Below are 13,944 nucleotides of genomic sequence, written 5' to 3'. Positions count from 1 at the left end.
CGATACGGCCTGGAAAAGCGGACAATCGCCGCTTGACGCTATCCTTGCCCTCGTCTAATAAAGGCGAGCCAAATCATCATGTCTTTACTTTGGCTGAATAGTTACTCCCGCAAGACCACAAGTGAAATAATGTTAAATAACAGTTGTACTCTTGCAGATTATACAATATAAATGATTACATTTGCATGTGTGTTTTTCATAGTATTAGATTAAGATAAAGGTTTAAATGAAAGAGAGCTGTCGGGAGACATCTCTCTTCTACTTTTTTATACACCTTACTATCAGATCATTGCCACATATTCCACCTGTCTGTATTAACGACCGCGGCACCGACATCCGGCCTCAGCCGCCTTCCTGAAACGTTAAAACTGCTGACAGTTAACGCTTTTTTGGAAAAAAATGACTAAATTGCGCATTATTTTCTCACCTAAACGGTTGTTAAAAAACAATTTCTAAAATACAGGAATGTCATAAAGCGCATTATGGAGACCTCTGTGGACTATGATAAGATAATCGACGAACGGGCCGAAGCTGTGTTTGCGGCCATGCAGACACGTGTATCCCCCGAGGATATGCTACGCATCCGCGATGCTTTCGAGCTTGCCCGCCATGCCCATTCGAGCCAGAAACGAAAGACGGGCGAACCTTACATCCTCCACCCCATAGCCGTAGCCTCGATATGCGCCAAAGAGCTGATGCTCGACGCCAACCCCGTGATTGCAGCCTTTCTCCACGACGTGGTCGAGGACACCGACTTTACCATCGAGGACATCGAGAGCCGTTTTGGCAGCGATGTGGCGTTTCTGGTCAGAGTAGTGACCAAACAGAAAAAAGACAAATATGTCGAGTCAAAGCAGGTGGACAACTACAAACAGATGCTTGACTCTGTGCAATATGACATCCGCGCGCTCCTGGTCAAACTGGCCGACCGTCTGCACAACATGCGCACACTCAACTCCATGCGCCCCGACAAGCAGATGAAGATAGCCGGCGAGACCGACTACTTCTACGCCCCACTCGCCAACCGTCTGGGCCTCTATAACGTCAAGACCGAGCTTGAGAATCTCAGCCTCAAATTTCGCTGCCCTCACGAGTATGAAGACCTCACTACCATGATAGAGCGCGACGAGAGGCTTCAGCACGACCGTCTCAAAGAGTTCTGCCGCGAGATACACGACGAGCTCCTGGCCCACGGCATCGAGACGCGCGTCTTTACCGAATATCGCCGCCCCTACAGCCTATGGCGAAAGATGAGAAAATTTGGCGACGACTTCAACCACCTCAAATACCGCCACTTCACCGAAGTGGTATTCGACGCCCCCGAAGGCAAAGCCGAAAAAGAGATGGTGATGCGCATCTACTCCATCCTCACCGACCGCTTCAAGGAAAAACCAGGAGGCATTGCCAACTATATCGACTCGCCCAAGGAAAACGGCTATCAGAGTTATCACGTCAAACTGTTGGCCTCGTTTGGCCGCTGGCAGGAGGTGCACATAAGCAGCGAACGCATGGTGCGCGACTCCCAGCTTGGATGCATCGCCAGCCGCAACGACGACAGCATATGGCAATGGATTAAAAAATTCCGTCTGGTGTTGCGCGACATCGCCGCCCGCGGACAGGAAGGAGCAAGTTTTATCGAAGAGGTCGTGCGCTCGTTTTACAACGACGACATCATGACCTTCACCCCGCAGGGCAAACCCATCATCCTCCCCCAGCGCGCCACAGTCATGGACTTCGCCTTTGAAGTGCACACCCAGCTCGGACTCCATGCCAAGTATGCCCGCATCAACAATCAGCTACTCGCCTCGGTCAAGACACGCCTCCACCGCGGCGACATCGTGGAGATATTCACCGACCCGGAGATTCATCCCACCGCCGACTGGCTCGACACAGCCATGACCTACAAGGCCCGAAAGGCCATCACACAATATCTCAAGCAACATCCCAAGCCACCCTATCACCGCTGTCCCGACTGTAACCCGATGCCCGGCGAGGAAGTGGTAGGATTCAAGGATGCCGACGGCAGCATCACTCTTCATAAACGCGACTGTCCTATAGCCATACGGCTCGCCTCGCAGAAAGGCGACAACATCGTGTCGGTCGACTTCAAGCCCGACCAGACCCTCTATCCCGTCACCATCAACATCCGTGCCGTCGACCGCTACCACCTGCTCATCGACCTGGTCGACTGCATATCCAACGACCTCAACCTCTCCATCGACAACCTCCACACAGTCACGGAAGATGCCATCGTGACCTGCTCCATCACATTCTCGGTCCACTCCTTTACCGAACTGCAATCCATCATGCGCCACATCTCCATCATCCCCGGCGTAGACGAAGTAAAGAGAGCCATACTCTAACAAGGCCCTGTCCATGCCCCCGACATAATACATCGCTGCATCCAAAGGTGTTCCAAATACAAAGCAACGTCCCGGGGCCTTATTTTCCCATCTTCACAACACCCTCTGATGTTCTGACTATATAGAAGCCGATAGTTTCTTGATGGTTTTCATGATGGTCATACGATGGTATTTATTTAAGATTTCCTTATTCTGCAAAAGTAGCCGTTAATGCCTCTTACGTGTCCCACTTATTGTTATTGAAAGTGGATTTTTTATCAACTCACTGAATATCTGATATATTAATCTGCATACATCTCAAAGTGACAACGAGACCGGTAATGAAAAATTTTTAATTATCTTTCGTAAATTTATCATAAACGTCTTTGAGCATAAGCAATTAATATCTATATTTGCAGACATAAAAAGTAATTACGTTTATAATCAGTTACCTCAACCAATCATCATGTTTAAACGTTTCTTTGCAGTGTTCACTGCACTGCTGGCGATAACATTCGCCGCGACCGCTCAAATCATGACGCCCGTGACTTGGAAATCAGAGATGACCATGACCGGCGATGACAAAGGCAAGATAGTGCTCACAGCCACCATCGCGCCCGGCTGGCACATGTACTCAAACGATTTTGAGGCAGGCGTCGGCCCTCAGCCTCTCGAAATCACCTTCCCTAAGCTCGAGGGCGTGACTCTCGACGGCAAACCTGTCCCCGGCAAGGCTGCCCACAAGCAGCACGACGAAATGTTTGACATGGATCTCTCCTGGTGGACCGACGGCGTGACTCTCACCCAGAATTTCACCGCCACCAAGCCCGAGTTTGCAATCGACGTGATGCTCCGCTACGGCGCATGTAACGACGAAAACTGCATCCCCCCGTCGCGCGAGACATTCAACTTCACCAGCACAGCCAAAGTAAAGGCTCCCAAGGCTGAGGAGAAGAAGGCCGAAGAGGCACCCGCTCCTGCCACACTTGTAGCCGACAATGCCGTTGAGATAGTGACTGTCGCAGTCGACACTGCCGCCACAGCCGACAGCGTGGCTGCTCCCGTAGTCGAGGACACCAAGGCCGAGTCTGACCTCTGGACTCCCGTAAAATACGAGGATGCCGGCTCGGAAGCCCCCATCTCGCAGGGCTCGCTCTGGTACATATTCTTCACCTGCTTCCTCGGCGGTCTCGTAGCCCTCTTCACCCCCTGTGTATGGCCTATGATACCCATGACCGTGAGCTTCTTCCTCAAGAAAGGCAAAGACCGCAGCAAGTCTATCAGAGACGCCTGCATCTACGGTATCTCCATTATAGTAATATATGTGGCCCTCGGTCTTATCATCACCGCTCTCTTCGGTGCCAGCAAGCTCAACGAGCTCTCGACCTCGGCTACATTCAACATCATCTTCTTCCTCCTCCTCGTAGTGTTTGCCATCTCCTTCTTCGGAGCGTTTGACATCAAGCTCCCCGCTTCATGGAGCAACCGCATGGACGCATCGGCCGAGCGCACCTCGGGCATGCTCTCCATCTTCTTCATGGCATTCACCCTCACCCTCGTTTCGTTCTCCTGCACAGGCCCCATCATCGGCACACTTCTTGTCGAGGCCGCCTCGATGGGCAACATGTGGGGCCCGGCCATAGGCATGCTCGGTTTCTCCACCGCTCTCGCGCTCCCCTTCATGCTCTTCGCCATGTTCCCCACCATGCTTCAGGCTGCTCCCAGCTCGGGCAACTGGATGAACACTCTCAAGGTGGTGCTTGGCTTTGTCGAGCTCGCCCTCTCGCTCAAATTCCTCTCCGTGGCCGACCTCGCCTACGGATGGCACATACTTGACCGCGAGATATTCCTCGCCTTGTGGATTGTGATGTTTGCTCTCCTCGGTCTCTACCTGCTGGGCAAATTCAACTTCTCTCACTACGGTCCCGCCGACTCAAGCGTAGGTGTGTTCCGCTTCTTCCTCGCGATGATTTCGCTGTCGATGTCGGTATATCTTCTCCCCGGCCTCTGGGGTGCACCCCTCAAGGGCGTGAGCGCGTTCGTGCCCCCGCTCTACACTCAGGACTTCAACCTCTATGGCGAGAGCTTCCACGAGTATGACAACTATGAGGAGGGCATGCGTGCCGCTGCCGAGCAGGGCAAGCCGGTACTCATCGACTTCTCGGGCTACGGATGCGTGAACTGCCGTAAGATGGAGGGTGCCGTCCTCGACGATCCCACCGTCAAGAACATGATTACCGACAACTTCGTCGTAATCAAACTCATGGTCGACGAGAAAGCCAATCTCCCCGAGCCTATCGAGGTGACAGAGTATGGCAAGAAGACCACTCTCTACACCTATGGCGACAAGTGGAGCTACCTGCAGCGTTACAAGTTCAACGCCAACGCCCAGCCCTACTACCTCGTGCTCGACGAGAAGGGTGGTCTCCTCTCCGGCCCGTTCTCTTATGAGGAAGACATTCCCAAGTTTACCAACTTCCTGGAAAAAGGCATCAAGAACTATTCCAAGTAAATAGCAGTTTATAAAGTATTAGAGGTTAGGGCTTGTCAGTAAGCCTTAACCTCTATTCTTTTATTTGTCTCACTCTCTATATATATGTCCAAGACCTCTGTCAGAAAATCGCTCGAACAGTTTGACGCGGCCGAGCTGCGTCAGCTCATTTTTGACCTCTATGCCAAGAGCAAGGAAGCCAAGGAGATACTTGACTTCTACGCCGTGCCCGACATAGCAAAAAAACTCGAGGAATACAAAAAGCCGATTGCCAAGGAGGTGTGGCGTTACTCTCGCCGCGCCTACCGTCCGCGCATGCAGCGCATTCGCTCGGCCATCAGAAAGTTTACTGTGCTCGACCCCGGCGACGAGGCCGTCGGACAACTGATGGTGTTCACAATCTTGGAATTTTGCCGAATGGCTGCCGACGAGACTCTCAAGGACACTACCAACGAGGCGGTCAACAAGTTTTTTGACGAGACTCTCACCTATCTCGACTCGCGCATGATGCTGGACGAATACGAGCCGCAGCTCGCCAAAGCCATACGCGAGATGAACGATTTCCGCTACTACTCCAATCCTCTCAAAAGACTCCTGTCAGAGACTCTCTCCCGCCATCTCGAAAACAGAAAATAACATCAACGATAAAAAATCCCGGAGGCCAATCTGTCTCCGGGATTTTTTCGTTGATATTATTTTCTGTGATTACAGTCTTATCTTGCTATCTTGATTACAGCGGGATGAATACCCTGTCCGTGGACTCTCGCAAGATAAATGCCGGCGGGAAGCGAGGCAAGCGACACCGAAGTGTCGGCTATACGTCGGGCCGATACAATGCGACCGTCGGTGCTATAGACCGTGAGGGTCGCGCCGATGGCATCGTTGCCCAGAATCAGCGTTGCCGAACTGGAGTCATAGCTGATGTCCGAGCTGATGGAGATGGTCGTGATAGAGGTCTGCTTGAAGTCATCGGCATAGCTTTCGCCCATAAGCGAGTTGAGATAAGCCTCCAGAGCGGTATAACCGTCCGAATTTACAAGATTATTGTCAGGAAGCTCGGGATTGAGCCCGTTGGCCTTCTCCCATTCGTCAGGCATACCGTCGCCGTCTGTGTCAGTCTTGGCTGTTGCCGACGGATAGGCAAAGAAGCCCTCGGCCTGGCTCTCGACATCGATGATACCGTTGCCGAGCGTGCCGCCGCGATTGGCATTGACACCGTTGCGGGTGTCGTTGATGACGCGGGTCTCCACCTTGTCGCGGTTAACAGTGCCGGCCTTGGCAAGCACGGTGGCAAAGGCCTGGTCGGCCGTCTCTACGTTTTCAAGCATATACTTTTCGGGCACATAGCTTCCGATAGGACCGGTCGTGATGTGACGATACCAGGGTGTGGCAGTGGTGATGCGTGACTCGGCCTTGATCTGATTGAGACTATAGGTCTCGGCGGCCATACCGCTCCAGTTGTCGGCGGTGGCAGTGGCGATACCCTCGGCCTTGTTGCCGCTGACATACCATTTGGAGGGGGCCCATGATGTCGCGCCGGCGCGGGCATAGGAGGCGTTGACAAACTCTACCCTCGACTTGTCCGAATTGGCTCCGGGCTTATAGTAGTTGCCCATGAAGTTACACTCGTGGGCCGAGTTCTTGCCGTCATACGATAATACTGCCGCGGTGTTCTCTCCGCCGTAACATCCGCCACGCTTGCCGTAGTTATAGTTGACATTGTTGGCATACTCCATAAACACCACATAGTCCTCTCCGCGTGCTCCGTTGATACGGGCCGAGCGGCTGTTGTTGTGGGCCAGGAGATTGTGGTGATATGTGGCCGGCGAGCCGCCCCACTGGCAGCCATATCCGCGCGCCCCCTTGGAGTGGCCGGCGTCATAGAGTCCTTCGTGGATGATGGAGTATTGCACGGTGAGGAAGTGCGAGTCGGCTGTGTTCATGTTTTCCTCTACCGACCAGCCAAACGAGCAGTGGTCAAAGATAAAGTTGGCGCAGTTCTCGGCCGCACAGGCGTTTTCGGCCTGGATGTCACCGGCCATGTTTTTCTGGCCTATGCGGAATCTTACGTTGCGCACTATAAAGTTTTGCGAGCCGCCAAGATTCACCTTGTTGCGTGTGATTACTATGCCGTCGCCGGGTGCAGTCTGGCCTGCAAGTGTCCAGTCCGAACGGTTCACGCGCAGTTCGCTCGCGAGGGCGATGTCTCCGCTCACAGCAAACACTATGGTGATGGGTTCCCCCTTATGCTGCCCGAAAGCCCAGCGAAGCGTACCCTCCCCGCCGTCGTCGGCAAGCGAGGTCACGGTCACGACCTTGCCGCCACGGCCGCCTGAGGCATATTTGCCGAAACCTTCGGCCGTCGGAAACGCGAGCACCTGTGTGGCGTCCGCGGCCTTGACTGCGGGCGAGAGCACACCCTTGTCCGAGATGGCACGCACGCTGTATGAACCGGTGGCGTCGGGATTGATGATGCGGGCCTCTGTGGTCACGGCTGTCAACACTCCGTCCTTATATATTATGTAGCCGGCAGTCTTGTCGTCACCCTCCCAGGTGATGGCCGAAGCTGTGATGCTGAAGTTGAAGGGTGCGGCACATCCGCGCAGTGTCGATTCGTAGTCAAACGTGGTCTTCGACATGGCCTTGAAGAGAAACTCTGGATTCATATAAGCCTCTGCCTCTGCCTCCGAGGCCTGACGCGAGAATGATGCGCGGCGCGAAGTGTCGGCAAGAGAGCCCGAGGGAGTGATGTTGCGATATTCATAGAGCGACACCTTCGACGGGTCGGCGTTCCATATATACCATCCTTCGGGACGGATATGCGCCCCCAGTGTGCAGTTCATATACATCGAGCCTGAACGGTCGTCCCACGGACGGCCCAGATAATATGAAGCGTCGGCCACTCCGTCGGCTGCCGTGAGGCGGCATCCGTTGAAGAAAAATCCTGCATAGAAAGGTGCCGAGCTCAGTTCGGGATAGAGCACGCTGCTCATCGTCAGACCGGCCGAGGCGGGTGCCGTGATATACTGTCCACCCTTGAGCGAACGTATCTCGCAGTCCTCAAACCATTCGAGACCGCCGTCATATATAAAGTCGGTGGCTCCCTCGATGACACAACCCTTGAAATATCCGCGCGCACCTACATTGGCCTTGTAAGTATCCTGAAAACCGGAGAGATAGCAGTTCTTGAACACATGGGCGTCACCGGCCGTGTAGAGGGCTTCGGCCTGACCGACGTTACCCGAAGTGTTGCGTATGGTCAGACCCTCGGCATAAAAGCACGGAGTGTAGACATTGAGAGCCGCACAGTCGTTGAAAGTGTTGGTCGAACCGCCGCCTCGGCTCACCGACGAGGTGAGTATCGTCGTGGCGGGGTCAGAACCTATGAGTGAGATAAACTTGTCAGCATCCCCCTTGCGTCCGGCATAGACATTCTCGTCATAGACTCCGGGAGCTATATAGATAATGCCGCGATAGCCCGAAGGCACGGCGTCGATGGCCGACTTTATGGTTGCGTAGTCACCCGAACCGTCGGGGTTGACATACAAGAGCACCACCGGTGCATTGGCGTCGGGCGAAGGCTTGGAGTCAGAACCTGCAAAACCAAATTTATCCAGGTCCGACAGCTCTCCGACATCACCTATCGGATTGGCCTTGGCATAAGCGGCCTGTTCGGCTGTGATTTCCGAACCGAAAATCTGTATCTTATGCACGCGCGGAGCCTGACGCTGAGCCATAGGGTCTATAGCCTGCCAGTCAAACGGAGCCTTCTGCACCTGATCGGCTGCATTCTGCTTGCCGTCACCGTCCCACACGCGCCAGCGCAGTGACACATCCTTGGCATCAATCACATTCTCCATAAAATAACCCTGATCGGCAAATACAGTCCAGTTTTGTTTCTGCTTTTCAGAACCCATCCACACGAGCGGTTTCCACTCGCCGTCGCCAATCTTGATGTCACACTTGATGCCGCGGCCCCATGACGTGGATGACCATGACCACTGCACACGTTCCACATAAGGAATATGGTCAATCTCTACCCAGCCGTGCTGCGACACACCGTCAATGGCGGCCGCACGACACATCTGCACATATCCCGCCTCACCATAGACGATTTTACCCTTATCGTCATAACGTATATTATCCTCAAGATAATGGGTATGGCCCGGTTGTTTCCAGTCATTATATCTGCAAGCACCCTGTCCTTCGTAGAATTGGCGGGCAAAAGCCGAAGTTGTACCTGAGAGACCGTTGTTAGACTCCTTTGTGGCAAAAGTACAATTGTGGAAATTAATCGGATACATAACATCCGGCGAAGTCACCACCGGAGTTGAAAGCGAAGCATTGACATACACCCCGTCCGTCGGCTCCGGGCACTGCATAGACGAGCCGAAATTGCCCCACGTATTAGGCCAGGACGTATCGCTGAAATTGATATCAATTACTTTAGGATAGGTTGAAGCATTACTCCATTGCTCAACAACCGAAGCCGGGTCATTCCAAACTATAGCTGAAACACTGACCGGCCTGAGCGCACAAACCGCGAAAATCGCCGACGCGATAACAGCCGTGCGGTCAAAAAAATAAAATTTTTTCATGATAAAGACTGATAGTGTGTGGTTTTCAACCGCAAAGATAATAAAAATAATCAAAAAAACCATCCTCTTCCAATTTTCCCGCTCCAGTTTCCCACTCCTCCCCCATCTGCCCCATTAGGCCCATCCGCCCCATTAGGCCCATTCCCCCCGCCAGCTCCCCTGCCGCGCAGCTTTGTCCCCTGCTCGCGAGCTTCAGCTCGCCCTCCCTTTGAAAAAGTGTGAGCGCGGAAGCGCGAAAAGTCCAGCCCATCCGCCCAAGCTCCCCCGCCCCCTGCCGCGCAGCTTTGTCCCTGCTCGCGAGCTTCAGCTCGCCCTCCCCTTTGAAAAAGTGTGAGCGCGGAAGCGCGAAAAGCTCCGCGCGTCATTACCGCACCATTTTCGTCAAAATCCTCGCTACCTTTGCCATCGAAAAAAAGGCGAAAATGCGGCTCATCACCACCAACCACCCACGACCGCGACGCATCCCCGACATCTGGTGTCACGGATTCTCGCGCTATCTCGGCAGGCAACTCACCCCCGCCGAGAAAATCGTCATATCCGCCCTTGAAAAAAGCCGCACCGCCCGTCCCACACCCCTCCTCATCATCGACAGCGGACACCACGACTCACGCCCCATACTCCGCGCCTACCTCAGCTACCGTCTCGCCACCTCACCACAGGGCGCGACAGCCCTCCTGTGCACCCCCGACAACCCCAAAAAGACCCGGCGCATACCACGTCTGCGACACATCACCTACCGGCGCATCGAAACCGTCCGAGGCTCCACCCCCTCATTCATGCTCCTGCTCGACGCCCACCTCGCCCGCACCTACTCACCCCTCATACGCGACACCCGCAACTTCCGCCGCGTCTGCTCTACCCTCTACCCCATCCTCGACCCCTCCGGCTTCCTCGTCATCCACCTGCGGCTCGACCCCTGGGCTCCCTACGGCTGCGACACAGGCCACATCACCCGCCTCACAGTCACAAAGACTCCCCCGCCCGAATCACCGCCACCCGTCACAGTCATCACCATCCCCGTCATAGACCGCATCGTCCCCCTCCTGCACACACTCATTGACGACAAAAAAAGAGAAGGAGCGCATCCTCCCTCTCTTTAGCGGTACGCCGTGCTCCGCAGCCCAAAGCTAAACCGCATGGCAAGTGACCATTGACGTATTGATTCACAAAAAGCCGCAGCCTACCAGCGGTTAAAGTGTACATTCTCCGGATTCCACTTCTCCTTGTGAGTCTGCTCACCTGCAGGATAACCCACAGGCACAACCGCAAGCGGAATTATAGAGTCAGGCATACCGAGACGTTGCTGCACAGCCTTGACACGGTCAGCGTCGGGATACACACCCGTCCACACAGCCCCGAGTCCCAGAGCATGAGCCGCAAGCAGAAGATTCTCCGTAGCAGCCGAGACATCCTGAATCCAGAATCCGCGTTCAGCCGTCTCGCTCTCGATAGCCTTCGATAGATCAGCGCATGTCACGATAGCCAGCGGAGCCGAGGAAAGCATGCGGGCATAGGGAAGCACAGCCGCAAGCGAGTCCAGATCCTCGCGGTTGTCGATAGCCACAAAAGCCCACGGCTGCTTGTTGACAGCAGTCGGGGCAGCCATAGCCGCCCGCAGGAGAGTCTCGACAGTATCGCGGGCAATAGTGCGGCCGGCCTCATACTGGCGCACGCTCGTACGCGTAAGTATATTTTCGATAACCGGATTGAAAGCCTTCGAAGCGACATTGTCCGACGAAGACTGAGTGCATGAATAAAGAGTCATGACCGATGCGATTAGAGAAGTGATGATAGCCGATGTTTTCATATGGTATAATTTAAAGACTTCCCGGCAGACGATAGGGTTCGTCACACCGGGAAGCGTATTGTTAAAGAAATATTGTCAGGCGGATATTAGATCCAGCGCACGTATGCGAAGTCCTGACGGTGGGGCAGGTTGGGATTTACCGGATAGAGACGATAGCCGAAGCGGAACACACCCGGGTCGCGCAGCTTGTCGACCACCTCGAAGGTGACGATGCTGCCTTCCTTGGCGACTGCCTTGAAAGGAATCTTGGCCCAACGCTTCTCCGAGTTGTCCTCAATCTTGTCGACAACGAGCTCAAGGCCGAGGTCATCGGCAAGACCGTTGGTGTCGATTTTGATTGTAGTGGTGAACGGCTGGCCGGTGATATTGTGCTGGTGGATATCCTCCTTGACATGGACATCGAGCACCTTGATACCGTCCCATGCGGCGGCCACCTTCTGCTTCCAGGCGGCAATCTCCTTGGCGAGCTTGTCGTTGTCGGCCGAAAGGGCGGCGAAACGCTTGGCCTCGGGAGCATAGAAACGTTCGATGTAATCCTCGATCATGCGCTGCATGGTATACTGGGGAGCGATGTGACCGATCGAACGCTTGATATACTGGATCCACTCGGGCGAGTAACCCTTGGAATTTTTGGCAAAGTAGAGAGGGATAATCTCGTTCTCGAGCATCGAATAGATAGTCGCTGCATCGAGCTTGTCCTGCTGGGCCTGGTCGGTGAATGTACGCTTGTCGGTGAGAGCCCATCCGGCCTTCTCGTCAAGACGATAGCCTTCATACCACCATCCGTCGAGCACCGAGAAGTTGAGCACACCGTTCATCTCGGCCTTCTCGCCCGATGTACCCGATGCCTCGAGAGGACGGGTCGGAGTGTTGAGCCAGATGTCGACACCGGTCACAAGACGCTTGGCTACGATCATGTTGTAGTCTTCGAGGAAGATAATCTTGCCCTGGAACTGCGGCATGCGCGAAATCTCCATGATGCGCTTGATGAGACCCTGGCCGGCTCCGTCGGCGGGGTGAGCCTTGCCGGAGAATACAAACTGCACGGGGAACTGCTCGTTGTTCACGATGCGGGCGAGACGCTCGAGGTCGGTGAAGAGCAGGTGGGCACGCTTGTAAGTGGCGAAGCGGCGGGCAAAACCGATGATGAGGGCATTGGGGTTGATGCGGTCAAGAATCTTCATGACTGCCGAGGGATCACCCTGGTTGGCGAGCCACTTCTCCTTGAAGTCGCGGCGTACAAAGTTGATAAACTTGTTCTTAAGCTGTGTGCGCATAGCCCAGATTTCGTCATCCTTAACCTTGAAGATACCATCCCAGGCCTTGGGGTCGCTCTGGTGGGCAAACACCTGTTCGCCGAGCTTATCGGCATAGAAAGCCTTCCATTCGCTGGCGGCCCAGGTAGGCATGTGCACACCGTTGGTCACATAACCTACGTGGCTTTCCTCCCAAGAGTAGCCCTTCCACAGACCGGCAAACATCTTCTTTGACACCTCACCGTGGAGCCAGCTTACGCCGTTGGCCTCCTGGCAGGTGTTGAGAGCGAATACGCTCATCGAGAAACGGTCGTTGCTGTCGGGATTCTCGCGGCCCATGTTCATGAGTTCCTGCCATGAGATGCCCAGAAGAGCGGGATAGTGCGAGAGATATTTGTGGGCGAGACCTTCGTCGAAATAGTCGTGACCGGCGGGCACGGGAGTGTGCACGGTGTAGAGAGCCGAAGCGCGCACCAGCTCGAGAGCGGTGTTGAAGTCGAGACCCTGCTCCTGCACATAGTCGGCAAGACGCTGGAGGTTGAGAAGTGCGGCGTGGCCTTCGTTTGCGTGATATATCTCCGACTTGATGCCGAGTTTCTTGAGTGCGAGCACACCGCCGATACCGAGCAGATACTCCTGCTTGATACGGTTTTCCCAGTCACCGCCATAGAGCTTGTGGGTGATGGGACGGTCAAACTCGCTGTTCATGTCAAAGTCTGTGTCGAGCAGATAGAGCTTCATGCGGCCCACATTCACACGCCAGATGTGGCTGTAGATGATGCGGTCGTGATAAGGCACCTCAAGTATCATGGGGTGGCCGTTCTCCTCAAGCACCTGCTCGATGGGGAGCTGATTGAAGTTCTGGGGCTCGTAGTTGGCTATCTGCTGGCCGTCGACGCTGAGTGTCTGGGTGAAATAGCCGTAACGGTAGAGAAAGCCGATGGCGGTCATGTCGACGCGCGAGTCGGATGCTTCCTTGATATAGTCGCCGGCGAGCACACCGAGGCCGCCGGAGTAGATTTTGAGACAGTTGCAGAGACCATACTCCATGGAGAAATATGACACGGAGGGGATATCGCTGCGCATGGGCTGGGCCATGTAGTCCTGGAACATTTTCCACACATGGTCGATGCGGGCCATCATATCCTTGTCGGCGATGATTTCGTCAAGACGCTCGGAGGGGAGCTGCTGGAGGAGCATTACGGGGTTCTCGCCGGTGGCACGCCAGAGGTCATGGTCAAGGTCGCGGAAGAGGTTTTTGGCCTCGCTGTTCCACACCCACCAGAGGTTGCGTGACAATTTTTCAAGTGATTTCAATGCTTCGGGAAGCTGCGACTTCACTGTGATGTCGCGCCATACGGGAGCATTGGCGTTGCTTACGGGTAGTTTCATATTGAACTGATTAAGTAATTGTCAATAGGTTGGTAAAATTCGGTTTAGGTATATATTG

The 13,944-nt window shown here is 54.4% G+C and carries 7 protein-coding genes; 4 read left to right on the top strand and 3 right to left on the bottom strand.

Going from position 1 to position 13,944, the window contains the following annotated elements; genetic code table 11:
• The first annotated feature begins 482 nt into the window (after nt 1–482).
• The 3 genes from QGT73_RS10690 to QGT73_RS10680 all read left to right on the top strand — a co-directional run bounded on the left by QGT73_RS10690 (nt 483) and on the right by QGT73_RS10680 (nt 5,469).
• Nucleotides 483–2,363 carry a RelA/SpoT family protein gene (locus QGT73_RS10690; RefSeq protein WP_280122438.1) on the top strand — a complete coding sequence of 627 codons (1,881 nt, stop codon included), beginning with the start codon at nt 483–485 and terminating at the stop codon, nt 2,361–2,363.
• Between the two features lie 445 nt (nt 2,364–2,808).
• The gene (locus QGT73_RS10685) at nt 2,809–4,854 is read left to right on the top strand and encodes a protein-disulfide reductase DsbD family protein (RefSeq protein ID WP_280122437.1); all 2,046 of its coding nucleotides are present in this window, start codon (nt 2,809–2,811) and stop codon (nt 4,852–4,854) included.
• Between the two features lie 84 nt (nt 4,855–4,938).
• Nucleotides 4,939–5,469: a DUF6155 family protein gene (locus QGT73_RS10680; RefSeq protein ID WP_280122436.1), complete on the top strand. Its 531-nt coding sequence runs from the start codon at nt 4,939–4,941 to the stop codon at nt 5,467–5,469.
• Between the two features lie 77 nt (nt 5,470–5,546).
• Here QGT73_RS10680 and QGT73_RS10675 read toward each other — a convergent pair whose 3' ends face one another.
• Nucleotides 5,547–9,137 carry a pectinesterase family protein gene (locus QGT73_RS10675; RefSeq protein ID WP_280122435.1) on the bottom strand — a complete coding sequence of 1,197 codons (3,591 nt, stop codon included), beginning with the start codon at nt 9,135–9,137 and terminating at the stop codon, nt 5,547–5,549.
• Between the two features lie 614 nt (nt 9,138–9,751).
• Between QGT73_RS10675 and QGT73_RS10670 the strand changes: the two genes are divergently transcribed.
• The gene (locus QGT73_RS10670) at nt 9,752–10,531 is read left to right on the top strand and encodes a hypothetical protein (protein WP_280122434.1); all 780 of its coding nucleotides are present in this window, start codon (nt 9,752–9,754) and stop codon (nt 10,529–10,531) included.
• Between the two features lie 80 nt (nt 10,532–10,611).
• Here QGT73_RS10670 and QGT73_RS10665 read toward each other — a convergent pair whose 3' ends face one another.
• Both QGT73_RS10665 and glgP read right to left on the bottom strand, forming a co-directional pair.
• Complete coding sequence (locus QGT73_RS10665) at nt 10,612–11,238, bottom strand: nitroreductase family protein (protein ID WP_280122433.1); 627 nt, start codon at nt 11,236–11,238, stop codon at nt 10,612–10,614.
• Between the two features lie 86 nt (nt 11,239–11,324).
• On the bottom strand, nt 11,325–13,886 hold the full coding sequence (gene glgP / locus QGT73_RS10660) for an alpha-glucan family phosphorylase (RefSeq protein ID WP_280122432.1): 2,562 nt from the start codon (nt 13,884–13,886) through the stop codon (nt 11,325–11,327).
• Between the last annotated feature and the right edge of the window lie 58 nt (nt 13,887–13,944).

The organism is Duncaniella muricolitica, assembly GCF_910574735.1.
Classification (GTDB): Bacteria; Bacteroidota; Bacteroidia; order Bacteroidales; family Muribaculaceae; genus Duncaniella; species Duncaniella muricolitica.
Note: the sequence above shows the minus strand (reverse complement) of the source record. Positions and strands in the feature narration are given on the sequence as shown.